This is a genomic window from Methylobacterium sp. J-077 (assembly GCF_022829365.1).
GTDB lineage: Bacteria > Pseudomonadota > Alphaproteobacteria > Rhizobiales > Beijerinckiaceae > Methylobacterium.
On the sequence record NZ_JAKSYJ010000156.1, the window covers coordinates 25,541 to 49,735 of the forward strand.

Annotated in this window: 29 protein-coding genes; 5 read left to right on the plus strand and 24 right to left on the minus strand. The window is 68.2% G+C overall.

Annotated features, from left to right (window positions below; all coding sequences use genetic code 11):
- On the plus strand, positions 1-210 hold the full coding sequence (locus MKL11_RS18985; RefSeq protein WP_243946248.1) for a hypothetical protein: 210 nt from the start codon (positions 1-3) through the stop codon (positions 208-210).
- A 116-nt stretch (positions 211-326) separates the two neighbouring features.
- On the opposite strand, the gene MKL11_RS18990 is transcribed toward MKL11_RS18985, so the two are convergent.
- Positions 327-2,993, minus strand: coding sequence for an MHYT domain-containing protein (locus tag MKL11_RS18990; RefSeq protein ID WP_243946250.1), 2,667 nt, complete (start codon positions 2,991-2,993; stop codon positions 327-329).
- A 252-nt stretch (positions 2,994-3,245) separates the two neighbouring features.
- On the opposite strand from MKL11_RS18990, the gene MKL11_RS18995 reads away from it, so the two are divergent.
- Complete coding sequence (locus tag MKL11_RS18995; RefSeq protein WP_243946252.1) at positions 3,246-3,659, plus strand: DUF1236 domain-containing protein; 414 nt, start codon at positions 3,246-3,248, stop codon at positions 3,657-3,659.
- A gap of 79 nt (positions 3,660-3,738) precedes the next feature.
- Here MKL11_RS18995 and MKL11_RS19000 read toward each other — a convergent pair whose 3' ends face one another.
- The 18 genes from MKL11_RS19000 to MKL11_RS19085 form a co-directional block, all read right to left on the minus strand.
- Positions 3,739-3,930 carry a hypothetical protein gene (locus MKL11_RS19000; protein WP_243946254.1) on the minus strand — a complete coding sequence of 64 codons (192 nt, stop codon included), beginning with the start codon at positions 3,928-3,930 and terminating at the stop codon, positions 3,739-3,741.
- A 121-nt stretch (positions 3,931-4,051) separates the two neighbouring features.
- Positions 4,052-4,897, minus strand: a complete 846-nt coding sequence (locus MKL11_RS19005; protein WP_243946256.1) for a transglutaminase-like domain-containing protein — start codon at positions 4,895-4,897, stop codon at positions 4,052-4,054.
- A 94-nt stretch (positions 4,898-4,991) separates the two neighbouring features.
- A complete protein-coding gene (locus MKL11_RS19010; protein WP_243946258.1) occupies positions 4,992-5,768 on the minus strand; it encodes a hypothetical protein in 777 nt (258 codons plus the stop codon).
- Positions 5,769-5,779: 11 nt separating this feature from the next.
- Positions 5,780-6,952, minus strand: coding sequence for a chromosome partitioning protein ParA (locus MKL11_RS19015; protein WP_243946260.1), 1,173 nt, complete (start codon positions 6,950-6,952; stop codon positions 5,780-5,782).
- A gap of 30 nt (positions 6,953-6,982) precedes the next feature.
- Positions 6,983-7,294: a hypothetical protein gene (locus tag MKL11_RS19020; RefSeq protein WP_243946262.1), complete on the minus strand. Its 312-nt coding sequence runs from the start codon at positions 7,292-7,294 to the stop codon at positions 6,983-6,985.
- Between the two features lie 24 nt (positions 7,295-7,318).
- Entirely contained in the window at positions 7,319-8,089 is a 771-nt protein-coding gene (aqpZ, locus tag MKL11_RS19025) for an aquaporin Z (RefSeq protein ID WP_243946265.1), read from the minus strand.
- Positions 8,089-8,424 carry a DUF3618 domain-containing protein gene (locus tag MKL11_RS19030; RefSeq protein WP_243946267.1) on the minus strand — a complete coding sequence of 112 codons (336 nt, stop codon included), beginning with the start codon at positions 8,422-8,424 and terminating at the stop codon, positions 8,089-8,091. The genes aqpZ and MKL11_RS19030 overlap by 1 nt, the downstream gene beginning before the upstream one ends.
- Complete coding sequence (locus MKL11_RS19035; RefSeq protein WP_313900763.1) at positions 8,414-8,821, minus strand: phage holin family protein; 408 nt, start codon at positions 8,819-8,821, stop codon at positions 8,414-8,416. Before MKL11_RS19035 ends, MKL11_RS19030 begins: the two co-directional genes overlap by 11 nt.
- On the minus strand, positions 8,818-9,264 hold the full coding sequence (locus tag MKL11_RS19040) for a hypothetical protein (RefSeq protein WP_243946269.1): 447 nt from the start codon (positions 9,262-9,264) through the stop codon (positions 8,818-8,820). Before MKL11_RS19040 ends, MKL11_RS19035 begins: the two co-directional genes overlap by 4 nt.
- Before the next feature lie 46 nt (positions 9,265-9,310).
- The gene (locus MKL11_RS19045) at positions 9,311-9,673 is read right to left on the minus strand and encodes a CsbD family protein (protein ID WP_243946271.1); all 363 of its coding nucleotides are present in this window, start codon (positions 9,671-9,673) and stop codon (positions 9,311-9,313) included.
- Positions 9,674-9,736: 63 nt separating this feature from the next.
- Complete coding sequence (locus MKL11_RS19050) at positions 9,737-9,928, minus strand: hypothetical protein (RefSeq protein WP_091713696.1); 192 nt, start codon at positions 9,926-9,928, stop codon at positions 9,737-9,739.
- A gap of 112 nt (positions 9,929-10,040) precedes the next feature.
- Positions 10,041-10,424, minus strand: coding sequence for a YidB family protein (locus tag MKL11_RS19055; protein WP_243946274.1), 384 nt, complete (start codon positions 10,422-10,424; stop codon positions 10,041-10,043).
- 45 nt (positions 10,425-10,469) lie between these two features.
- Positions 10,470-10,727 (minus strand): 3',5'-cyclic-nucleotide phosphodiesterase, encoded by a 258-nt coding sequence (locus MKL11_RS19060; protein ID WP_243946276.1) that lies wholly within the window; start codon positions 10,725-10,727, stop codon positions 10,470-10,472.
- 81 nt (positions 10,728-10,808) lie between these two features.
- Positions 10,809-11,702, minus strand: a complete 894-nt coding sequence (locus MKL11_RS19065; protein WP_243946278.1) for a YsnF/AvaK domain-containing protein — start codon at positions 11,700-11,702, stop codon at positions 10,809-10,811.
- Positions 11,699-12,196: a YsnF/AvaK domain-containing protein gene (locus MKL11_RS19070; RefSeq protein ID WP_243946280.1), complete on the minus strand. Its 498-nt coding sequence runs from the start codon at positions 12,194-12,196 to the stop codon at positions 11,699-11,701. Before MKL11_RS19070 ends, MKL11_RS19065 begins: the two co-directional genes overlap by 4 nt.
- A 2-nt stretch (positions 12,197-12,198) precedes the next feature.
- Entirely contained in the window at positions 12,199-13,155 is a 957-nt protein-coding gene (locus tag MKL11_RS19075) for a PhnA-like protein (protein WP_243946282.1), read from the minus strand.
- 72 nt (positions 13,156-13,227) lie between these two features.
- Positions 13,228-13,488, minus strand: coding sequence for a GlsB/YeaQ/YmgE family stress response membrane protein (locus tag MKL11_RS19080; RefSeq protein WP_243946284.1), 261 nt, complete (start codon positions 13,486-13,488; stop codon positions 13,228-13,230).
- Between the two features lie 541 nt (positions 13,489-14,029).
- Entirely contained in the window at positions 14,030-15,592 is a 1,563-nt protein-coding gene (locus MKL11_RS19085; protein ID WP_279600590.1) for a helix-turn-helix transcriptional regulator, read from the minus strand.
- Positions 15,593-15,800: 208 nt separating this feature from the next.
- On the opposite strand from MKL11_RS19085, the gene MKL11_RS19090 reads away from it, so the two are divergent.
- From MKL11_RS19090 to MKL11_RS19100, 3 genes are all read left to right on the plus strand, one after another.
- Complete coding sequence (locus tag MKL11_RS19090; RefSeq protein ID WP_243946286.1) at positions 15,801-17,774, plus strand: AI-2E family transporter; 1,974 nt, start codon at positions 15,801-15,803, stop codon at positions 17,772-17,774.
- A gap of 66 nt (positions 17,775-17,840) precedes the next feature.
- Positions 17,841-18,047: a hypothetical protein gene (locus tag MKL11_RS19095; RefSeq protein WP_243946288.1), complete on the plus strand. Its 207-nt coding sequence runs from the start codon at positions 17,841-17,843 to the stop codon at positions 18,045-18,047.
- Positions 18,048-18,228: 181 nt separating this feature from the next.
- Positions 18,229-19,497 carry an alpha/beta hydrolase gene (locus tag MKL11_RS19100; RefSeq protein ID WP_243946290.1) on the plus strand — a complete coding sequence of 423 codons (1,269 nt, stop codon included), beginning with the start codon at positions 18,229-18,231 and terminating at the stop codon, positions 19,495-19,497.
- Between the two features lie 792 nt (positions 19,498-20,289).
- Here the strand turns inward: MKL11_RS19100 and MKL11_RS19105 are convergent.
- The 5 genes from MKL11_RS19105 to MKL11_RS19125 form a co-directional block, all read right to left on the minus strand.
- Positions 20,290-20,754, minus strand: coding sequence for a MarR family winged helix-turn-helix transcriptional regulator (locus tag MKL11_RS19105; RefSeq protein ID WP_243946292.1), 465 nt, complete (start codon positions 20,752-20,754; stop codon positions 20,290-20,292).
- A gap of 224 nt (positions 20,755-20,978) precedes the next feature.
- Complete coding sequence (locus MKL11_RS19110; protein WP_243946294.1) at positions 20,979-22,115, minus strand: alpha/beta hydrolase; 1,137 nt, start codon at positions 22,113-22,115, stop codon at positions 20,979-20,981.
- A gap of 179 nt (positions 22,116-22,294) precedes the next feature.
- Positions 22,295-23,395, minus strand: a complete 1,101-nt coding sequence (locus MKL11_RS19115) for an NAD(P)-dependent alcohol dehydrogenase (RefSeq protein ID WP_243946296.1) — start codon at positions 23,393-23,395, stop codon at positions 22,295-22,297.
- Positions 23,396-23,451: 56 nt separating this feature from the next.
- Positions 23,452-23,868 carry an ester cyclase gene (locus MKL11_RS19120; RefSeq protein WP_243946302.1) on the minus strand — a complete coding sequence of 139 codons (417 nt, stop codon included), beginning with the start codon at positions 23,866-23,868 and terminating at the stop codon, positions 23,452-23,454.
- 26 nt (positions 23,869-23,894) lie between these two features.
- Positions 23,895-24,195: hypothetical protein (locus MKL11_RS19125; RefSeq protein ID WP_313900764.1), on the minus strand; the 301-nt coding region annotated here is incomplete at its 5' end.

A 24,195-nucleotide genomic window follows, 5' to 3' on the forward strand; every position in this document is an offset into this window, starting at 1 on the left:
ATGTCAAGCGATACCGAAAAGCACCACGCGCTACTAAGCGGGCTCAAGTCTGCCATTGGAAAGGGTGACGGCTCTTTCGAGCAGGCCGTCACGAGCGCCTTCGAGCATGTCTTCAAGCACCTGGACCGCCTGAACTCCCACGTCTCGGTCGGGGGACGCGATGGCGAGGATCGCCCGCTTCAGGATGGTGAGTCTTCCACCCTGCGATAGGCTTCCCAACCCTTCGGAGGCCCACGTCCTCGGCTGCGCCCCGGAAGCATCTCGACTACCTCCGAAAGGGGCGCACGACCATGGGATTTCCCGGCGACCGGACCGGGGATTCCGGGTTATCTCCGGACGTCGAGTGTTTCCCCGGCCGTACCGACCTCTCCATCATCGACATGTCGATTATCAATCTTGCGCAGCTCCGTGGCGATGTCCTGCAGGCTGGTGTCGCCCTTGCGCAGTATCTGATCTGCCCCGGACAGACGGTCGCGCTCCGCCGCCGTGATGTCCCGGGCGCTCAGCACCACCACGGGGACCTCGGCGCAGCCGGGAAGGACCCGGAGCCGGTCGAGAAACGAGAACCCGTCCATGACCGGCATGGTCAGGTCGAGTAGCACGAGGCGCGGCACGCCGTGCCGGACCTGGTCGAGCGCCTCGCTGCCGTCCCCGGCCTCGCGGACACTCCAGCCATTGCGTTCCAGCACCGTCCGGAGCCGGTGGCGCATGTCGGCGTCGTCGTCAACCACGAGCACGTCGCCGTCCGCCGCCCGGAACTGGTCCAGGATCGTGCGGAGCCGGACCCAGTCCACCGGCTTCGGCACCGCCTCGACCGCACCGAGCGAGGCACTCAGCGCCGCGTCGGCGACGAAGCTCACCATCACCACGGGGATGGCGGCGGTCTCCGGGTCTGCCTTCAAGGCAGCCAGCACCGACCAGCCGTCCATCTCGGGCATCATCACGTCGAGCAGGATCGCCCGTGGGTTGAGCGACTTGGCGAGATCGAGCCCGGTGCGCCCGTCCCCCGCGGTGCGGACGGCGAAGCGCTGGCGTTCGAGGAACCGGGTCATCAGCTCACGTTGGTTGGCCTCGTCATCGATGACCAGCACGAGGTCGCCCACCGTCATCTGGTTCTCGGGAGACGCCGGTGCCGCCTCGACGGCCTGCTCGGCGACCGCCGCCGGGACGCGTAGGGTAAAGCTCGTCCCCTCGCCCTCGACGCTGTCGACGGTGATGTCGCCGCCGAGCAACTGGGCGAAGGCGCGGCTCAGAGCCAGTCCGAGGCCGGTGCCGCCATAGTTGCGCGTGGTGCTCTCGTCGGCCTGGGTGAAGCGCTCGAACAGGCGCCCGACCTGCTCGGGGCTCATGCCGATGCCGGTGTCCCGCACCGTGAACCGGAGCCAGTCGCCGGCCCGGTCGACCTCCCGGGCCGCCGTCAGCGTGATGGTGCCGCCCTCGGTGAACTTGGCCGCGTTCGAGAGCAGGTTGAACACGCACTGGCGCAGCTTGGTCGCGTCCGTGCGCGCCCGGCCCACGTCGCCGGCGACGTCCAGGGCGAGGATATTCCCCTTTTTGGCGATAAGCGCCTCCACGGTGCCAGCCGCATCCGCGACGAAGGCGGCGACGTCGATGTCCTCGGGGTAGAGTTCCATCTTCTCGGCCTCGACCTTGGACAGGTCGAGCACGTCGTTGATCAGGCCGAGCAGGTGCTGGGCGTTCGACTTGATCTTGCCAAGGTCCTTCAGGAGGCTGTCCTGGCCGAGCTCCTCCGCCTCCTCCTCCAGCATTTCGGAGTAGCCGATCACCGCGGACAGCGGCGTGCGCAGCTCGTGGCTCATGTTGGCCAGGAACCGGCTTTTGGCGCGGCTGTGCTCCTCGGCCGCATCCCGCGCCTCCTTCAGCGTCGTTTCGAACGCCTCGCGTTCGGTGATGTCGGCGTGGACTCCGACCCACTCGCGGATCGTCCCGTCCGGGTTGCGCACCGGACGCCCCTTGACCGCGAACAGGCGGTACTCGCCATCCCGGTTCCGGACGCGGTGCCGGAGCTCATAGCCCCGGTCCGCGGCGACGGCTTCACGCCAGGCATCCTTGGTCGGCTCGACGTCGTCGGGGTGGACGGCCCTGGCCCATCCCACCCCCTGGCACTCGGCCTCCGACTGCCCGGTATAGGCCTGCCAGTACGGCTGAGAGCCCGTCATCGCGCCGCGCGCATCGGCGGTCCAAATGATGTCGCCGACCGCCTCGGCGGCGGCCCGGAAGCGGCCCTCGCTGGCATGGAGGTGCCGCTGGACCCGCTGCTGGTCGAAGGAAGCGGCGACGATGGCCGCGAACAGGATCATGAAGGTCGCCCCCGCCACCGAAAGCGCGAGGTGTTGCTGGCCGATGCCGACGCCGACGGCGTGAGCGGCGTGTGCCCCGGCGTCCTCGGCCGTGAAGGTCGCGGCCGCCATGCCGGTGTAGTGCATCCCGGCCACGGCGAGCCCCATGACCGCGGCCGCCGCGAGCTTCTGCCAGACGCCGTTTTGCCGGAAGGTCAGCCACAGCGCGACGGTCGCGGCGGTCACCGCGATGACGACGGAGACCGCGACGACGGGCGGGCTGTAGGCGAGGTTGCCGGGCACCCGCATCGCGGCCATGCCGGTGTAGTGCATCCCGGCCACGCCGAAACCCATCAGGGGGCCGCCGACCAGGACGTCGCGCCGTCCCGCCCCCTTACGGCTGACCCAGGCGAACGCGGCGCCGGTGGCGGCTATGGCGAGCAGCAGCGAGGCCACGGTGATCCCGGGGTCGTACGCGGCGGGCATACCCATCTCGAAGGCGAGCATGCCGACGAAGTGCATCGCCCAGATGCCGCCGCCCATCGCCAGCGAGGCCGCAGCGACCCATGCCCAGCGCAGGCGGGCCGCGGCCCCGCGGACACGGCCACCGAGGTCGAGCGCGGTGTAGGACGCGAACACCGCGACGGCGATGGAAAGCGCGACGAGGGCTGGGTCGTAGCCGGTATGGACCATGGGAATTCCAGGTGCGTTCCCGCGGGGACATGGCACGAAAACACAGCGGTATCGCGGCAATCGCCCATTCGTGAAGAGAACCGTCCATCAGCCACGACGGTGATCCGTAGATTCGATGGTCCCGCGGCCATCCGGACGCAAATCCGCCGGCATCGTAGCACGTATCCCGGGGCGGTCGGGACGTACGTCCCGGCATCGAAACAATCGCAAGGACCGGCATCCAGCGGCCGCGATTGGCATCAGGGGGATTCCATGAACACCAAGTCCATTCTCGCCGCGGCGGCCCTCGCCCTCGCGCTCCCGGCCGTCGCCCAGGCGCAGGGTCTCGTACGCGGCGCGCAGGAAGGTGCCGACGACGGACGCGCGGCCGGCGGTCCCATCGGGGCGATCGTCGGCGGCGCCATCGGCGCGGCGACCGGCACCGTCAACGGCATTCTCGGCGTCGACGACCGCCCGCGCTTCCGCACCTACGTCCGCGGCGAGCGCCGCGCCTCCTACGCTTACGACGGCGACGTCCGGGTCGGCACGGTGCTGCCGTCGGCGGGCGTGAGCTACTACGACGTCCCGGAGGAATACGGCGCCCGCGGCAGCCGCTACACGGTCGTCAACGGCCGCACGGTGCTCGTCGAGCGCGGCAGCGGCCGCATCGTCGAGATCATCGACTGAGCCACGCGAGGGGGCGACCCGGGCCGAGGTGCCTGGGTCGCTGCCGATCAACGCCGACGGCGTGACCCGCGCAAACGTCCTAGAGTAGGAACCGAAGGCAGGCTGCGACGGCGGCCGTCGAAGCGAGCGGCAGGCCCAGCATCGTGGCCATGGCCCTGGCCCGCATGCCCCGCGGCTCGTTATCGTTGTCCGCGAGCCTGGCGAGGGTCAGGTGCCAGCGAGCGACGGATGCCTCGACGTCGATGGCTCGGGTCGCGTTCGTGTCGGTCATGGATCGCCTTTCCGAACGAACCGTCCCATAGCACGGGATGAGGGGCCTGTCCGCCGAGGCTTGCCCACACGCAATGCCTGCCGATCCGCCAGGGGTCTTTCGACCTCACGGCATGCGATCGTCAGCCCCGGGGCTGCAGCACGAAGTCGTCGGCGACCTCCAGGGTGTGGACGTCGAACTGCGCGAGCAGCGTCGTGCCGAAGCTCGTCGAGATGGCGACGTCGGTGGCATCACGCCCGCGGGCGATGACGACCCGCCCTATCCTTCTGGCGTCGTGCCGGGCGTCGAACGTGTACCAGCGAGGTCCCTGCGGGCCGTCGAGGTAGACCTCGAACCACGCGGAGAAGTCCATCGGGTTGGGGTCCACGGGCACGCCGATGTCGCCGAGGTAGCCCGTGCAGTACCGCGCCGGGATGTTCATGCACCGGCACAGGGTGACGGCGAGGTGGGCGAAGTCCCGGCAGACGCCGACCCGTTGGCGGTACCCGTCGAAGGCCGAGCGGGTGGCGTCGGCGAGTTGGTAGTCGAACCGGATGCGCTCGTGCACCCAGGTGACGATGGCCTGCACCCGGCCCCAGCCCTCGGGGGCATTGCCGAACAGCGACCAGGCCGTGCCGGCGAGCTTGTCGGTGTCGCAGTAGCGCGAGCCCAGCAGGTAGACGAGCACTTCGTCCGGTAGGTCCTGGACGGCGATCTGCCGGGCGTCGGGTGCGTAGGCGTCGGGCTCGCCGCTGTCGGCGATCAGGAAGTCGGCCGAGACCGTGACGCGACCGCCCGGCGCGAGCAGCCGCACGCAGGTGTTGCCGAACCCGTCCGTGTAGGTCCGCGTCGGCACCTGCGGGTCGACCCGCATCGTGTCAGAGGTCAGCAGGTCGTGGGTGCGGGAGGGGTGGACGTTGAGCTGGTAGATCAGTGGGGTCGGCCCGAACGTGTCGTAGCCGATGGTGTATCCGGCCCTGATCCTCATGTTCGTCCCCGTGGTTGGGAGGTTCGCCGCATCTTCGGTTCGGCGGTGTCCGGCGATGCCTGCATGGGCCGTGCCCAGCCCGGGGAAGACCGGCTCAAAGCGTGAGCAGCAACGCGGCGTACCCGACGGCCCCGAGCGCGAAGGCCCAGAACCGGCTCTGCCGCTCGCTCGGCACCTCGTCCTTAAGGACGTTCAGGATCACGCCGCCGCCGAGGAAGGCCGTCAGTGCGGCGATGGCCGCGTCCGACACCACCGTCACCGCGCCGACGAGGAACCCCGCGACTACGGCGGCGACCAGTACCCAACGTCCGGTCCTGCGGTATGCCGCCTTGTGGTCGTCGTTCAAGCCGTAGTCGGTGACCACGAAATGCAGGGCCATCGCCACGGTGAAGAACGCCAGGGAGGCGACGCCCGTCGTCTCGCGATGCAGGAGGAGGTAGCCGACGAGCGCGTTGTAGAGGCCGAAGGACCCCATGTGGATCCAGAACACCCCGGCCCCGGTGCCGACCTCGGCCGTCGGGTCGGAACCCCGGGCGTCGGTGACCGGGATGCCGGCACGGCGCGAGCGGTCGACCTTGGCCAGCCTGTCCAGCCCGTAGAAGGCCATCAGGCCGCCGAGCGCGATCAGGTAGACATGCCGCTCCGAGAAGCCCCCGAGGGTGCCGCCGGCCATGCGGCCGACGCTGGCCTCGCCGCTGGCCAACTCAGGCAGGAAGTGCACGAAGACGTAGGCCACCGCGACCCCGCCGGCCGCCGACAGCCAGACGCTCCTGGGCGAGCCGTCCAGGAACCGCAAGGACGGCGTCACGACATGCACGACCGCGAGCACGACCGCCGCAAGAGTGGTGAGGACCAGGATGGATACCGTCATACGGATGCGGTTCAGTTCGCCCTAGGTGCGGCGGCCGGCGCCGGCGGCTGGGACGGAGCGGGGGGCACGGTCGTCGGCGGGGGCTGATCCGAAAGCCGCTGACGCACATCGGCGAGCTGAGCCTGCGCCGCCGAGAGTTCCTGCCGGGTCGTCCCGAGGCGGTCGTCGAGGGTGGCCATCTCCTTGTTGCGGCCGGCGAGCGTCTCGGTCAACGTCGCGAGCTGCGCCTGGGCGTCGGCCTGCTGCTTCCGGAGCGCCTCCACCGCCGAGGTCACGGCGTTGCGGTCGGTCGTTAGCTTCTGGATGGTCTGCTCGGCCTGCCCACGTTCGGAGATCACCCGGTCCCTCTCAGACTCGGCGGTGGCCAGATCGGCCTGGGTCGACGCCAGCCCATCCTTGGCCTGCTGCAGTTGCTGCCCGACCTGGGCGATCTCGGCGGTCAGCTTGTCCCTACTGGCGTTCAGGCCGGCGATGGCCTGCGCCAGGTCGTCCCGTTGCTTCCCGGCCTGCTCGGTGGCGGTCCTGGCGTCGGCCAATTCCTTCTGAGCCGAGGCTGAACCTTCCCGGGCCTTCTGCTGCCTTTCCTCGGCTTTGGCGAGATCGGTGGTCTTGGCCGTCGCCTCCTGGGACATCGCGGCGATGTCGGCACGCAGCTTGGCCTCCTGCTGGCGCGTCTCCTCCAGGCGGCGCCCGACGTCGGCGAGCTCCTTCGTGCGTGCCGTCGCCGCCTGCTCGGCCGCGGTGGTGGCTTCCCTCATCGGCGCGAGCTTCTGCTCGGCCTGGGTGACCTGCGCCTGAAGGTCGGCCAACTTCCTGGCCTCCGCCTCGGATGCCGCCTTCGCCTCCACTGCCTTGCCCTCCGCTGCCTGCCGCTCCGATACGAGGCTCACTGACTTGGCCTTGGCCTGCTCGCCGGCCTGGGTCGCGTCCCGGTCCTGTTGCTGGGCCGTGGCGATCCTGGCCTGGAGCGCGGCCAAAGTGCCGGCAGTCGACCGCTGCTGGTCGAGGTCCGTCTGTAGGGCCGTCCGCTGGCTCTCCAACTCGCCGATGCGGTGGTCCCTGGCGCCGCGTTGCCTGGCGCCGGCGATAGAGGCCACGACCAGCCAGAGAAGCAGCACCGCGGCGATGACGGCGAGGCTGAACGGGAGGGGTCGGCGCAGTTCCGAGCGATAGTCGATAGCCATTGCGGTCTCGCGGGCTTGGAGGGTTTGGGGTCAGATCGAGGAGGCGGCCTCGCCCGGGGTCGGTTCGGTGGCTGCGGCGCCCGGCTCGGGACCGCGAACGGGCGGGACCGAGCCTGCATGTGCCGCCTCGACCAGGGAGCCGATCATCGTCAGGAGAGCGCGGTGCTCCGGCGATCCGTTCCCGGAGGCGAGGAAGGCCGTGAGCTCGATCCGGGACGGCGAGCCCCCGGACGGTCCGTTCGGCTCGTGGAAGACGAACACGTCGGCCGTGTCGTCGCCGTGGCAGAGGAACCACCGGTCGTCGTTGCCACTGGCATGGATCTGCGTTCGCATGGTCGGCATCGGCGGGCCCCTCCGGTGGTGGCGCTAGAACTCTGTCGGCTTGATGCCGGCCTTCTCCAGGCGCTGCTCAAGCTCGGCCGGCAAGGCTTGTACCGCCTGCCGCACGGGCATCTGCACCACGGGGTCGAGGGCGCGCATCATCGAGTACAGCCCGGCCGCGGCCGCCCCACCGAGGAGCGGGGCGAGTACGAACAGCCAGAGCTGCCCCACCGCGTCCCAGCCGGCGAACAGGGCCGGCCCGATGCTGCGGGCCGGGTTGACCGAGGTGTTGGTCACCGGGATCGAGACGAGGTGGATCACGGTCAGGGCGGCGCCGATGGCGAGCCCCGCGAAGCCCACCGGCGCCTTCAGGTCGGTCGCCCCGAGGATGGTCAGGACGAGGAGCGCCGTCAGCACGAACTCGACGATGAACGCCGCCGTCATGTTGTAGTGGCCCGGCGAGCGCGTGTCGTCGCCGTTCGCAGCGAAGCCCGAGGCGACGTCGAAGCCCGGATGGCCCTGCGCGACGACGTAGAGGAGGGAGGCGGCGACGACCGCGCCGAGGACCTGGGCGGCCAGGTAGCCGGGCAGGCGCGCGGCATCGAACTTCCGGCTCAGGGTCAGGCCCAGCGTGACAGCGGGATTGAGATGGCAGCCCGAAATCGGACCCAACGCGTAGATCATCGCCATCAAGACGAAGCCGAACGACAGCGCGACCCCGGCGTAGCCGATGTGGTCGGCTGCCAAGACGGCGCTGCCGCAGCCGCTGAACACCAGGACGAAGGTGCCGATGAACTCCGCGAGGTAGGGACGCATCAGCGGGAGTCCATCGGGGTGGAGGTGACCGCCGCCGCGGCGTACCGGTCGGGATCGCGCACGGCGCGGTAGGTCGTCGACGCACGCGGCCCCATGCCCTTGAGCAGCATCACGGCACCGAGGCACATCAGCAGCACCGGCACCGGGTTGCGTCGGACCGCCGCCAACGCGCCGTCGTAGAGGCCGGCCCCTGTCGCGTCGCGCCGGACGGTGCCGAGCACGTCCTCTGCGATCCCGGTGGGGGTGAGGCGCTGGGTCAGCCTGTCCAGCGTCCGGTCCAGGCGGCCACGGCTCGCTTCGATCTCACGCTCCAAGCCATCTGCGTCACTCGTCATGCGTCACGTGCTCCTTGATGACGACGGCATCCTGCCGGAGCTGCCGGCCCGTCCGCGTCGGGATGAGCCCGTCGACCGTGAACCGGCTCTTGGCCATCAGTGCCATGACGACGCCGATGACGAGGAAGGCAGTGCCGACGATCAGGGCGGCGAGCGCCTCCGAGCCGACGACGGTGGCGAGCCACTTCATCAGGGCGTCGACCAACGCCAGGAAACCGACGACGGCGAACACGGCCGCGCCGGCCATCGACGCGAGGCCGACGATCAGGCGGCGCAGGTTGTCCGCCATCTCCTGACGGAACAGGGCGATCTCGCCCCGCAGGACATCGCCGGCACCGCGGAGTGCCTCGGCCATCAGGCCCTGGAGTCCGCCGGACGGCGGGGGAACGGCGCTCACGGATACCCGCCCCAGGGCTGCCTGGGCTCACCACGGGACATGAGCGCATCGCCGTTCCCGGACCGCAGGAGGTGGAAAGTGCCATACCCCAGCGCACCAGCCACCAGGGCCGTCGCCAGCGGGTTGCCTCGCGACACCGCTTCGGCGTCGCGAAGGAGTTCGCGCAAGCCACGGCGTGCGACGTGGTCCGAGAGCGCGTCGAGGTTGTCGGCGACCTTGTGGACGAAGGGCTTCGCCCGCGCCTGTCCGTCAAGCTCGTCGCTGCCTGAACGCAGCGCCCTGGCGAGCTCGGACAGGAAGCCGGCCGCCTCGGTCCTGCGCCGGTCGGCATAGCCGCTCGCCTGATCACGCACGGCGTCTGCCAGGCCCGCCGGCGAGCGCGCCGCCTGCATAGGGCCGTCGGCGGCGGGTGATGGTCCCACAGATCGGGTCGGATCGTTCATGGTGCTGCTCTGGACCTGCGGGACGATGTTGGAACGGGGGACCGACCTAGCGGCGACCGTGGACGACCATCGCGAGGAGGTAGCCGAGTGCGCCCGCCATCGCCGCCATCATCAGCGGGGACTCCTTGGCGTAGCTCGTGACCGTGTCGGCGCCCTGGCGGTAGGCGCGCTCGGCGTCGGGGAAGGCGTCGCGGCCCTGCTTGAGCGCGCCCTGCGCAAGATCGCCGGCCTGGTCGGCCACGTCTCGGACGGCGTCCTTAGCCTGCCCGTACAGGTTCTCGACGTTACCCTTGGCTTCATTGGCGGCGCCTTTGGCCTTCGTCTCGCGGTCGCCGGTCACGTCGCCAACGGCGCCCTGGACCTTGCCGCCGAACTCCTTCGCGGCACCGGTGATGCGGTTCTCGTCCATGGGTGTTCTCCTGAGTGAGGCCGGACGCGCGGGATGCGCGTCCGGCGGTTGCATGGGGTCGCGTTACTTCTTGGCGCTTTTGCCGTGGGCCTTGGTCGAGCTCTCGTGCGCCTTCTCGGAGTGGCCGTGGGCCTCCTTGGAGTGCTTGGCGGCCTTCTCCTCGTCGCCCTTCTCGTGGTGCTCTGCTGCGGTCTTGTGCGACTTGGCGGCGGCCTCGTGGTGCTTGGCGGCCTCGTCGTGCGCGGTCTTGGCCATGGTGGTTTTCCTCGGATGGCACCGTCACGGTGCTCGTTACGGTCGTGTCGACCGGCGCGTCCGGACGGGACGGATCCCGACCGGCGTGCGGGGTGTCCTCAGGCGCGCCGCCTCAGAGGGCGGGCAGCCTGCCGTCGGGGGTGTAGCGGTCCACCGCCGAGGGAAGCTCCCGGGAGAGCCTGGAAAGCAGTTCGTCGTGCGACAGCCCGGTCTGCCGAGACAGGGCGTCCATGACATCGGGACCGATGGCCTGGCGCAGCTGGGGCGAGGCGATCTCGTGGGTGGGACCGTGGTTCACCCAGGAATCGGCGGCCGCGCCGTGGCCGTTCTGCCGGAAGCTCTCGACCATCTGACCCAGGCCCCCGCCGAGCACGTTGCCGACGCCGGCCCCGCCGAGCGCACCGCCGATGTTGCCGAGCAGGCCCCCGAGGCCGGCCTGGCCGGGCACGGCGAGCAGGCCGAGCAGGGCGGTCATGGAGGGAAAGCCGTCACTCATGTTCGTTCTCCCGTTCGGGTGTGCGAGGTACGGGTTCCTGGCGGCTCAGGACCTCGAACCGGTTCCCTTGGACGCCTTGTATTCGTCGATGGCGGTCCGGCAGCCGGGCGAGAGCTTGCCCATGTTCCTGCGGAAGCACGCCACCACCTCCGACCCCTTCGGATCCATGCCGTTGCAAAGGCTGAGATAGTCCCCGGAGCAGAACGTCCGGAGATGGCCCGTGGCGGCATCGTTGCCCTGGGCACCGGCGGAGCCGGCCGCCATGACGAAGGAAAGGAAAAGGAAGCGAGTGATGCGGATCATGGGGCGGGGGCCGTGCTCGATGCTTGCCTGGGGTTCGTTCTTCGGAAAGGAGGGGCCACGGGACCCCTCCCGATCCCTTGATCAGACCGGCTTGCGCGGGGCGGTCCCGGTGGTGGTGCCGGCTGTGCCAGTGCGCTCGACGTTGCCGCGCTCGTCAGTGACCTCGACCTCGGTGTGGCGCACCTTGTCGGTCACGGTCTCGACGCGGTCGGACGCCTCCTTGCGGATGCCGACCTCGCCGACGACGCGCGCCTCCTTCGACACCACAGCCTGCTCGCGCATCTCGGTGGCCTCGATGACCTTGTCCTCGAACAGGGCCATGTCCCCCGGCGTCACCGCCCGGTCGACCACGCGGCGGTCGACGTGCACGGTCTCGTCGTGCAGGGTGACGTTCTCGCTGACGGCCTTCTCGACCGCGTAGGAGCGGACCCGGACACGACCGCTGTCAACCATGCGCTTGCCGACGTTGAGGCGCTCCTCGACCACCGGGATATAGTCAGTGCCCTGCGCGGTCCCCCGGGCCGCGACGGTCTCGGTCCCGCCCGCCGCGTGGAGGCCGGTGGTCTCCGTCGAGGTGACGGGGGTGGCGGCCATGACCGGCGCGCCGGCGGCCTGTCCGCTCCAACCCTCCTTGCGCCAGGAGGCCTCACGCTCGTCCATGTCGACCGAGCCGTGCTCCTCCAGGATGTCGTAGGTCCGCTCTGCGTAACTGTCCTCGACCGTCGCAGTCAGCATGGTGCCACCGCGGTTCAGTCCTTCGGCGTGCAGGTGGCGGTCCTCCTCCGGCATGAAGAACTCCTTCAGCGAGCCCCACATGCCGCCCTCGTGGGTCGTGGCGGCGCTGGTCGTCGTGCCGACCTCGCTGCCGGACAGGATCCGAACCCCAACCTCGGGAATGCCAAGGGCAACGAGCTTCGCCTTGGCGGCGGTAGCCTCGGGGTAGGTGTCGTACATGGCGGTGATGGTCTGGGTCATGGTTCGATCTCCGATGGCAGTGCGTGGGGCAGGGCCGTGACGTGCCCCTCGGGGGACACGCGTTCGATCACGGCGTGCTGCCTGCGCAGCGTCACCGGGACCTCGACGTCCTCGCCCGCCGTGGTTTGGCGGACGTGCACCTCCTCCTTCAGGACGAGGCGCTTCTCGACGACAAGGATCTCTTCCAGGACCGGGATGATGGTCACCCCGTTCTCCTCGCGGACTGCCGGGGGCATCTCGCCCTCGGCCAGGGTCCGGTTGATAGCCACCCGGGTGACCCCGACGTGATCGCTGCGCAGGGTCTCACGCAGGACCTCCTCGACCGTCTCGGTCCGGGTCGAGACCCGCACCCGCCCGGTCTCCACCGCCCGCCTGTCGATGCGGGCGGTCTCGGCGATCAGCGGAAGCGTCACGGTCTCACCGAGCGCGACCTCCGCCGCCTGCTTGTCCCGCGTCCCGAGGAGACGCGGCTCGATGGCGGCGGGGTCGCTCATCGTCAGACCCGGCGCTGGGTCGTGACGGCGGAGGCGGTGCGGGTGAGCACCGGGTCGACGGCGGCACCACGCCCGGCGAAGAAGGCCGACAGTGCACCGAGGACCAATGCCAGGGCGCCGTAGAGCGCGCCCTGCGAGCCGACGCGGGCGGCGGTGTCAGCCGCCTGCTTGGCCTGCTCCTTGGTCTGGGCGACCGTGTCGTTGAACTGCTTCACGTACTGGGCGACCTGGGTCCGGGCCTGATCGACCGGGATGCCCTGAGCCTTGGCCAGTGCCTGGGCGGCCTTCTCCTGCGCGTCCTTCTGCTGGGCGGCGTCACCGGTCACGGCGGCGCGCATGGCGCTGACGGCAGCGTTCTTAAGGGCCTCCGGATCATTGCCGGTCGTGCCACGGACCTGGCTCTCGATGTTGGAGAACGGGTTGTCCATGCCCGGCAGCGACGGGGCCGCGGCCTGGGCTGCCGTCTTTACCGAGCCACCGACCAGGTTGCCGGCACCACCGAGCGTGCTCGACACCACGCTCGACGCGCCGCTGACGATGCCGCCGACCGCCGAGGACAGCAGGTACACGACGACCAGCGTCGAGACCGCCCAGGCGATCAGCCCATGATAGGCGGTGGTGGTCCGAGCCGGCTTGCCCGAGAGGCGCCCGGCGAGCCAGCCGCCGGCGGTGGAGGCGAGGATGCCGGAGATCACGAACCAGATCCCGGCACCTGAGGACAAGCTGCCCGCCGTCGGAGTTCCGTTGCCGGCCGGGTCGACGGTCGAGAGACCGATCCCAAGCCCGACCATGTTCAGGATGACCTGGGCGACCAGTGCGATCACGGCGCCGGCGATGACAGCCCCCCAGGAGATGGAATGCAGCGCCATCGTGCGCATGTCCTCGGCCGGGGTGGCCAGGCTGGTGGTCGGCAGGTCGCGGTCATAGGCCGGACGGGTGGTATCGGGGGACAACGCCATCGTGGAAGCTCTTTCGTCGGGAGTGGTCGGGTCGGTCTTCGGCCGAGAATCGGCGGAAGGGGGTGCACCGGGTCAGAGGACCCGGCGGCGGCCGGCCAGGGCGTGGTAGAGCCACAGCACGATCACGGCGCCGACGACGGCGACGAGCAGGCTGTAGAGGTTCACCCCCGAGACGCCGGGCTGGCCGAACTGGTTGAACAGGAAGCCGCCGACGACGGCGCCGACGACGCCGAGCAGGATGTCGACGAGCAGGCCTTGGCCGGTGTTGTTGACGATCTTCGAGCCAATGAAGCCGGCGATCAGGCCGAGCACGATCCAGGCGAGGAGGGACATAGGCGGGCTCCGGGCATGCGGGATCGGACGGTGCCGAAGCCACGCGGGAAATTTCGGGGTTCGGTCTTCTCTCGGGCGTCGGGGTCGAGGCACGTCGGGTGCACCCCGTTGTACCGGCCTGTTGTGATCGGTTCGGCGGACAGTACCAATGCGCGACAAGTGGCCTAGGATCGCGATATTCCGCCAATTAATATCGCCGGTCCGGCTTATTTTCGATCCGAACCTGAGTTCTAGGGAGATGAATTGGGCATCATTCAGTCCCGAACAGTTTTCGGATTTGGGCCTGTCGAGGGTTTCTTCCGCGTTTTAAGCGCTTTGATCTCTGGCGCCGGTCCCGGGTCCCCGGTGAGCTTCCTCAGCGCGTCACGCACTGAGGCCTTGACCTGTTCCAGGGTGGGCTTGGGTTCCTCAGCCATTCGGTCCCCAATCGACGCCCGTGGCGCGCCGTTGAGTAAGATGGCTTGCGTTCCGTCTCGCGCACATCGTCGAAACGTACCGGTTCGTACGTTTTACGTACCGGTCCGGGCCTTTCGTCTAGCGGTTAGGTCGCCGGGAAGCCGTGGTCGCGTCCCCAGACGACGGCCTGGGTGCGGCGGTTTACGCCGATCTTACGGTAAAGGGCGGCGGCGTGGTTGCGTACCGTGCTGCCCGACAGGGCGAGAGCCTGGCCGATGGCCTTGTCGCTGTCCCCCCGGCAGATCAGGTTCAATACCTGACGCTCGCGGGAAGTAAGGTCGGGCATCGCGGGCTTCCCTGCCTCGCCGGGATTGCGCAGGACCGAAAGCTTCTCGACAAGGCCTCGACTGAACCACGAGGCGTCGGTCATCACCGTCTCGATGGCTGAATACAGTTCGCGCTCCGACCGTTTTCGCTCGGTGATGTCCTGCAGGACCATCAGAACCGCATCCTCGCCGTTGATGACGATGCGCTCGGCCGAGACCAGGCAGTCGAGGGACGCCCCGCCACCGTCGCGGACGCAGGTCTCGATGCCGAGGGCGGACCCTTCGCGCTCCAAGGTCGCCTCGAACCGTTCACGGGCTACGTCGTCGACCCATAGCCCGGTCTCCGCCACGGTCCGTCCGACGGTCTCCTTCCCGGTTCGGCCGAACACCCGGACGAACGCCTCGTTGACCGCGGTCAGTTCATGGTCGCAGGCCTGGGTCAGCACGGTCGGGACCGGAGTGAGCCGGAATGCCTTGGCGAAGCGCTCCTCACTCTGGCGCAACGCCGTTTCCGCAATGCGGCGCGGTTCGAGGTCGGCGAAAGTGAACAGCATGCAGGCGACGTCGGCCATCGCGATGGGCTGGCCCGCGACGATGACCGCGTGCGTGCCGCCATCGGGGCGCTTCAGGAGTGCCTCGCGGTGAGGGATCGGCTCGCCGGCGTTCAGGTGTTCCAGCGCCCTCTCCCGGCCGTGAGCCTCGGCGAGGAGATCGACCTCGTACACGCTGCGACCGACGAGCTTGTCGCGTGTGTACCCGGTGATCTCCAGGAAGCCGGTGTTCACGCGGACCAGGCGCAGGTCGGACAGGCGCACGATCACGGCCGGGGCCGGATTGGCGTTGAACGCGCTTTCGAAGCGTTCCTCGGCCTCGAACTGCGCCGAGATGTCCTTGATGATCAGCGCAAGGAAGGTCGGGCGCCCCCCGGCGTCGGTGACGACGAGGCTTCGGAGGGAATGCACGAAGTCGACGCCCGGGCGGTCGGCGTGCCGGACCTCGACGACCACGTCGCGGAAGGTCTCGCCGTCGACGACGCGTTCGATGGGATAACGGCCCGGTGCCTGGTTGTTGCGGTAGCGCAAACTGAAACGGGCCCGGTAGGCGTCGACCGTGTTGCCGAGGTCGGACAGGGCCGCGACACCGTGCATGGCCAAGGCCGCGTCGTTGGCCCAGGCGATGCGTTGGTCGGGCTCGACTAGGATCACGCCCTCGCTCATCCCGGCGACGAGTTGCCGGAGTTCGGAGCGGTTGGCGTCGGTCGCGACCGGTCCCTTCTCGCGGCCGTGGCCGCCCTCGATCCGTCCCCGGGGTGCTCCGTCCTCGTGGCCGGCGGGGCTTCGTTCCTCGGGCGCCGCTAGGGGCGGGGTGACCTTGGCCTTCATGATCGCCCCCCCCGGGGCACGACCGACACATCGCGCGCGATGACATCGTCGGGCCAAGGTCCGGCAGCGTAACATGCCCGACGGGAAGTGTCCCCATCCAGCCGCCGGACGTTCCCCGGAAGTGGATGCGGGATTCCTGGGACCAATCGCTCCGGGCAACGTTATGGGGCGGTGCGCAACACTAATCGAGCGTGCCTAGGGATGCCGTATGCCCAACGATGATGCTGTGGTCCCGCGTCCACCCGCCCAGGTGCCGCCGCCTCTGGTGCCGGGCCTTCGCGGTCTGCTCACGCTCGCCGTGGGGGTCGTTCTGATCGCGGCGCTGTACTTCGGGCGCGAGGTGTTCATTCCCCTCGTGCTGGCGGTGCTCCTCAGCTTCGTCCTCGCCCCGGTGGTCAACCTGCTGCGGCGGATCAAGTTGGGTCGCGTGCCCTCCGTGATCGTCGCGGTGCTGCTCGCGCTCGGAGTGATCGGAGGCATCGGCGCGGTCCTCGGCACGCAGGTGGCGGGGCTTGCCGGCAACCTGCCGCAGTACCAGGCAACGGTCTCGAAGAAGTTCGCCGGCCTGCAGCAAGGCTGGCTCGGCGATGCCAACCGAGTCATCGCCAAGTTCAGCCACCAGGTCCACGACGCCACCCAGAAGGCCGACGCGGCCGGCACCACCGCGGCAACCGGTCCGGGGGGCGACACACCGAAGGCGCAGCTCGTCCGGGTACAGGAACCAGAGATCTCGCCTCTCGCACTTGCGGAGAAGGTGCTCGGTCCGATCTTCGAGCCGCTTACAACGGTCGGCATCGTGCTGGTCGTCGTCGTGTTCCTGCTCCTTCAGAGGGAGGACCTACGAAACCGCATGATCCGTCTGTTCGGGTCGAGCGACCTGCACCGCACGACGGTGGCGATGGACGACGCAGCCGGCCGGCTCGGGACCTACTTCCTGGCCCAGCTCGGCATGAACGCCGCGTTCGGCGTCATCGTCGGCGTTGGCCTGTGGTTCATAGGTGTGCCCAACCCGATCCTCTGGGGCGTGTTCTCGGCGCTGATGCGCTTCGTGCCCTACATCGGCGCCTTCATCTCCGGCATCCTGCCCGTCGCCCTGGCTGCGGCGGTGGACCCGGGTTGGAGCATGGTCATCGCCACCGCCGCCCTGTTCCTGATCGCCGAACCGATCTTCGGGCAGGTCATCGAGCCACTTCTTTACGGACACTCCACCGGGCTCTCACCCTTCGCGGTCATCGTCTCAACGCTGTTCTGGGGCTTCCTCTGGGGTCCGATCGGCCTGATCCTGGCCACGCCCTTCACGGTCTGCCTCGTGGTACTCGGCCGCCACGTCGACAGCCTGGAATTCCTCGATATCCTGCTCGGTGACCGGCCGCCCCTGACCCCTGTGGAGAACTTCTACCAGCGCATGTTGGCCGGCGACCCTGACGAGGCGCGCGACCTGGGCGAGGCCATGCTCAAGGAGCGCTCGTTGTCCTCGTACTACGACGAGGTCGCGCTCAAGGGCCTGCAGCTCGCCGCCAACGATTATGCGCGGGGCGTGGTCACACCGGCGCAATTAGAAAACATCCAAGCATCGGCCAGGTCCCTGGTCGAGGACTTCGAGGACCATTCCGACGTCGAGCCGGCCGGGACCGACACGACGGTCAACCCGAACGACACCCCGACGCTCGCCGAGCGCGCGCATCCGAAGACCGAGGCCGTGCCAGGCCAGGCCCCGTCACGCGAGACGCTGCCCGAGGCGTGGCGCGGCGAGGCGCCGGTACTTTGCCTTGCCGGACGCGGCCCCCTCGACGAAGCCTCCTCGGCGATGTTGGCGCAACTCCTGCGTAAGCATGGGCTCGGGGCCCGTGTGACCGCCTACCAATCCGCCTCGCGCGAGGGCATCCGCAACCTCGATCTCTCGGGCGTGGCGATGGTGTGCATCTCCTACCTCGACATCACCGGCAACCCGTCGCACCTGCGCTACCTGCTCGAACGCCTCAAGCGGCGGGCACCTGGCGTACCGGTGCTCGTCGGGCTCTGGCCCGTGGGCGAGGGGGTGCTGACCGATGCCGCGCTTGGCCGGCAGGTCGGGGCCGACGCCTACGTGTCGTCGCTGCGTGGGGCGGTCGAGGCCTGCCTCAAGGTGGCCGATGGTTCGTCGACGGGCGGTGGGACGTCCGTCGCGGCCAATGCGGCATAGGGGCGGAACCAGGCGATAGCTTGACCGTTGTTGGGCGATCAAACAGTCAAGCCTTGGACGGCCGCCGTGAAGACAGTCCTCGCCGCCTTTGCCATCTCCTCGCTGATCGTCGCCCCGGCCTCCGCATCCGGGACGCTAAGAGTTAAACCCGCTCCCAGGAATCCCGAGCCGGTTCGGATGGCCGCCGTGGTGGACGTCGTTCCCGCACCCGCCGCCCAGGCGGCTTCGGCCAAGAAGGTGCGCGTCGTCCTCGCCTCGCCCTACGGCAACTGAGGCCGGATCGCAGGGCTCGTCGTCGAATGCTCACGGGCACCGTTTCTCTGGCTGTCGTCAGTTCCCCGCCGCAATTGTCCCGTAGACATATCCGACCTGGGGAAGTGTGAGTTGGTCACCCACCTAGGCCAGTGCTTAGGGGTTATGGGTGCTTCATAGTATCGGATGTATCGGGCGGTCCATGGCCGCCTGCGCTGGGCTTTGGACCCTTTTGGGACTTGGGGCCTGCGGTGGCCGACCGACCGGCGTACTCCTGCCCATCGCCGACGCGACACACGTTACCGGCGCCTCCCGCGTCGACATGCTCGTCGCCACCACCCGCAAGTCCGCCACAGACCGCGGCGTGCTGTTCTCCGGCGAGCGCGGCGAGGCGGTGACCTACACCGACCTGGCGGTATCCATACCGCCCGATGCCACCCGGCAGCCCGGCACGGTGCAATGGCCTGAACGCCTACCTGGCAATCCCGCCACCGACTTCGTCGCCCTACGCGCCGAACCGGTGGAACACGACAATGTCGCGGCCTGGACCGGCAGGGCTGTGAGGGGGCGGGGCAAGCGCCATGTCCTCGTGTTCGTACACGGATTCAACAACAAGTTCGAGGATGCCGTCTTCCGGTTCGCGCAGATCGTGCACGATTCTGGAGCCGAGGTCGCGCCGGTGCTGTTCACTTGGCCGTCCCGCGGCTCGGTGCTCGCCTACGGGTACGACCGGGAGAGCACTAACTTCTCCCGCAACGGCCTGGAGACCTTGCTGCGCGACCTATCCAAGGACCCGAACGTCGGCGAGATCACCGTGCTGGCCCACTCCATGGGTAACTGGCTCACTTTGGAAAGCCTCCGGCAGATGGCCATCCGCGACAAGCGCGTGGCGCCAAAGATCAGGAACGTCATCCTGGCGGCGCCGGACGTAGACATGGACCTCGCCCGGGGTGCCTTCCACGACATGGGCAAGGACCACCCAAGGCTGACGCTGATGGTGTCGGGCGACGACCAGGCATTGGCTGTCTCACGGCTCGTCTGGGGCGACAGCGTTCGCTTGGGGGCCATCGACCCGGACGCCGAACCGTACAAGTCGGAACTGGCGCGCGAGAACATCGGCGTCCTCAACCTGTCCTCCGTGAAGTCGGATGACGCCCTGAACCACGGCAAGTTCGCCTCCGGGGACGTGGTCGCGCTCCTGGGCAAGCGGCTCGCTGACGGCCAGCCGATCTCGGACGGCAAGGTCGGGATCGGGGACAAGCTCGTCAGCACGGCGGCGGGCGCGGCCTCGACAGTGGCAACGGGCGCCGCGCTGGCGGTGGCGGCGCCCGTTGCCCTCGTAGATCCGCAGACCCGGGAGAGCTATGGCGAGCACCTCTCGAACGTCGGCAGCGGTTTCAAAGATACGGTTGGATCGACGGTCGACCTTGTGGGCGCACCGGTCCGGGCCGTCACGGGAGCCGGACGGTAGAGGACCGAAGAAGCGGGCATGGGCAGCTTTCGCGGCGTCACGCGATACTACGAGCAAGTCCGCGCCTAATTGGCCTCTATGCTTGTGTGTAACAGCCGTGATCAATCCTTCGAAGCCAACACAACCTTGTCACGTGCGCTTGTCCTCGACGTCGCCTTCGTCGCGTCGCCCCCGAATAGAAAGACCTCCCGCGCAAGTGCACCGGCGCGGCAACGATCTACTGTGACGGCATTGATGGGCGGTGGGGAGGAAAGGGAGGCCTGCATCTACAAGCAGCTGTCGGAAATTTGTCGACACGCCCTAAGAAGAAAGACGACAAGGCGGGCAAGCTGACGGTCGGGGGTAGGAGAACAGGATCCTCGGTCCCACCTATGCGATATTCGAGCAACTCAACCCTCCCGGCATTTTGGAATTCCCGGCCCTCGGCATGGGTGGTGACGACGCCCAGAATGGTTCCGCCGCAGGGCGGACCAGGGCAAGCCATGTTGGAGCTCGGGCTATTGCTCTCTCTTGCCGTCGCCGCGGCGAGCATCCGTTCCGGTGGTATAGGCTTATGTCGGGCGAGATCGACCCGGCGAACGTCGGGGCAGTATAGACGCTACGCTCGGCAAACGCTTGGTCGGCGATCTCGACCATCACAGCTCAGATCCGCCAATGGCGGGAGGCCTAGGCGCCGACATCGGTGTCGTTCTGAACCAGCAGGATACCAATGCCATGGGCGTCAACAAGGGGCTCCGGATTGATGGCCTCCCCGGAGGGCGTAGTCTGAGCACCGGTCGTGCAAGCCTGCCGTCACGTTGCCTCGTTCTCGCGTGCCTCGCCAGTGGCGGTAAGGCGGTCAGTCAGATCATGTAATTCCTTACGAAGGGCGGCTAGATCCCGGTCGGCAAGACCTACACGGCAGACGACAGATTGCTGCGCCACCGACACCTTGGCCTCAAGCCCGATACCGGTCTTCGTCAGGGTGACGAGCACCACACGCCGGTCGGTACCCCGCGCGCGGGTCACGAAACCTGCTGCTTCAAGCCGGTCGACGAGCGGGGTAATGGCATTGGGGCCGAGCCGTAGGCGTTCGGCCAGTGCATGAACCGACCCGCTCCCATCCTGCCACAAGGCCAGCATTAAGAGGTACTGCGGGTAGGTAAGGCCGAGTTCTGCAAGCATGGGGCGGTAGGCGCGCACCACCGCGTTGGTTGCGGCATAAAGCGCGAAGCAGAGTTGGTCATTCAATAGAAGCTTGGGCGTCTGGGAAGCCATCACCCAACTCCGTTCAAGTCCGAATGATCAGGACGAGACTCAACTGCCACCCCGACACAGTCTCAGGGAAATCGCCATGAATGTATCTTACGACCATCAGCGCAGATCGCATCCCACTGCAAAGACGCGTCTTACGTTTGTTTAATGAGGGGTCAGCCCGAATATCATCTAGGCAGACCCCGATGTCACCTCCAAACCTGCTCGCCGGTTTTCTCCGCGTCGACCTAGCGAGGTGCCGTCGTGCCCGTGGCGGTTCCGGCGAAGGCCGCCTTGAGGTCGCCGATCACGGCGTCCTCGGCCTGCATGGCCTTTGCGACTACGTTGCCCATCCCGAAGAACTCGTGCGTGACGCCCGGATAGTCGCGATAGGTCACCTGCCCACCGGCCGCCTTGATCTTGTCGGCGAGCATCTTGCCGTCGTCGTGGAGCGGGTCGATCTGCGCGGTCACGACCGTGAACGGCGGCAGACCCTTCAGGTCGGCCTTGCCGACGATGTCGAGGCGCGGGTCCGAGCGGTCGGCGTCGTTGCGGACCGTCTGGTCGTAGAACCAGCCCATCATCGGCTTGTCGAGCGGCTTGGCGGACGCGTTGTCCTTGTAGGATGGGGTGTCGAGGTTGGTTCCGGCCATCGGATAGACCGCCACGACCCGGAGCGGCTTCTCGACGTTTCCGTCGCGGGCCGCGATGGCGACGTTGGTCACGAGGTTGCCGCCGGCGGACTCGCCTAGCAACGCGAGCTTCGAGGGGTCGCCGCCGAAGCTGTTGGCATTCGCCAACGCCCATTTGTAGGCGGCGAAGGCATCCTCCTGCTGGGCGGGGAACTTGGCCTCGGGCGCGTGGCGATACTCGACCGAGACGACCACGGCCTTCGCGCCCTTGGCGATGGCGCGGGGCGTCGCGTCGTAGGTGTCGATGTCGGCGATCACGAAGCCGCCGCCATGGTAGTAGACCACCACCGGCAACGGACCGGTGGCACCGTCGGGCGTATAGATCCGGACCTTCTGCGATCCGCCCGCGGTCTCGTAGGCGAGTTCCTTCGTGCTCACACCAGCCTCGGGGGCGGTGCTCTTGCCCTGCTCCTTGAGGAGTGCCTTGACGCCGTCGGCTGCGCTCGGCTGCTGGCGGGCCTCCTGGGGCGACAGGTTCGGGATCGGCTTCGGATCGAGCGTCTTCATCGCGTCGAGAACGTGCTTCATGTCGAGGTCGAGGTCGGCCATCGGCGACCCGGTCACCGTCGAGACGGCGCCGTCGAGGCGATCCTTCATCGTTGGCGTCTCCTGCGCCCAGGCCGAGGACGCCGTCAGGAGGGTGGTGCCGGCGAGAAGCGCGGCGATGCGATGCGTCTTGGTGCGTACCTGCATGGAAATTCCTTGTGTTGAATCGGATGAATTGGGATCGCTGCTCGACCCGCGACCGCACCGACCACCTCTCTTACCTGCCGTTCCCCAGACCGAGGTCTGGAAAGGAAGCAACGTCGGAAGCCGGAACGATGGCCGTTTCCCGCCCGCGGGACGGGCGTGGGTTTCGTTGTCCGGCAGCCTCAGGCGGCTTCCATCTCTTGCTTCAAGCTGGCCATGTCGATGACGTAGCGGAAGCGCACGTCGCCTTCCTTCACCTGCTTGTAGGCCTGGTTGATCTCCTGGATCGGGATCACCTGGACGTCCGGGGCGATGCCGTGCTCGGCGCAGAGGTCGAGCACCTCCTGCGTCTCGGCGATGGATCCGATCAGCGAGCCAGCGAGGCTCTTGCGCTGCATGACCAGCTGCATGTTGTTGTAACCGGGGATCTGCGTGAGCGCCCCGACGGCGCAGTAGGTGGCGTCGCGCTTCAGGAGCGGCACGAAGGGGTCAACCTTGTGCTTCTCGGGGATGGTGGAGAGGATGAAGTCGAAGGTGTTGGCCAGCGCGGCGTAGGCGTCCTTATCGCCTTCGACGACGCCCTTGGCGCCAAGCTTCTCGGCGTCCGCGACCTTCTCCTTGGAGGTGGTGAATACGGTCACCTCCGCACCCATCGCTTTGGCCAGCTTCACGGCCATGTCGCCGAGGCCGCCGAACCCAACGACGCCAACGACGCTGCCGGCCTTCACCCCCCAGTGCTTGAGCGGCGAGTAGGTCGTGACACCCGCGCACAGGATCGGTGCCGCCGCCTCGACGGGGAGCGTCGCCGGGATCTTGAGGACGAAATCCTCCTTCACCACGACGACGTTGGAGTAGCCGCCGAAGGTGTTGTCGCGACCGTACGAGTTCTTCCCATCCGGGGCCTGGGCGGCGGGCTTCATCGGACCGTTGTAGGTCGCGAGCCAGCTGTTCGGTCCCTGGCAGTAGTGCTCCTCGCCGTCCGTGCACGGCTCGCACTCGCGGCAGCTGTCGATCATGCAGCCGACGCCGACGAGGTCGCCGACCTTGTGTCGCGTGACGCTCGACCCTGCCTTCGTGACCCGTCCGACGACCTCGTGACCGGGCATGCACGGGTAGACGGTGTTGCCCCAGTCGTTCTCGGCCTGGTGAATGTCGGAGTGGCAGACGCCGCAGTACAGGACCTCGATCTCGACCTCGCTCGGCCCCGCCTCCTCACGCTCGAACGCCAGCGGCTTCAGCCCGGTGAAGGAATGCTTGGTGGCGTAACCCAGGGCCTTGATCATGCGTCGTTCCCTCGTAACGGTTCGTGGTCTCGTGGGGCAGGCGGCCTCAGGCGGCCTCAGGCGGCGACCGCGCCGATCTGTTTGAGCATCGTCAAGTTGTCCATGAGCGCCCAGTGCTCGGCTAGCCTGCCGTCCGCGACACGGAAGTAGTCCATCACCACGATGTCGACCGCCTTGCCGGACGCCGGCACGCCCTGGAACTCACCGGTGTGCCGGCCCTGGAAGCGCAGACGGGCAAGCACGCGGTCCCCCTCGGCGATGACCTCGTCGATGGGCATCTCGATGTTCGAGAGGCCGCCATGCAGCACCTCGCCGAGCTTGGCGACGCCGGCCGGCCCGCGGACCTCGAAGTCGAGGCCGGGGTCGTGTCGGACGAAGTCCGGGGCGATGAAGCGGTCCCACCACGCCTCATCGCGGTCGCGGAACGCGACGAAGTACGCCCGCACGAGATCCTTGTTCGATTCCGTCGACATCGTTTTTCTCCCCGCCCATCGTCGCTTCAGCGCGCCTCGACCCTGATGCAGGTGAAGGCGACCGGCAGGGCCTTGCCGCCCTCCGCCTTCCGCGTGAACGAGGCGGCGTTGGCGGTGGTCGAGGCGATGGCGTGCTCGACGTCCGGGCTGTCGACCGGCAGCACGTACTCCTGGCCGCTTTCCAGTCCCTTGGTCGGGTCGAAGACGCGGATGGTGACGTTGTACGGCTTGAGCTCCGTCTTCATGATGTCCCCTGCCTGAAGTTGCGTGGATCCTATGACGACGAGCGCCACCAGGACCGCGCCCGAGATGAGGCCGCGCATCGTC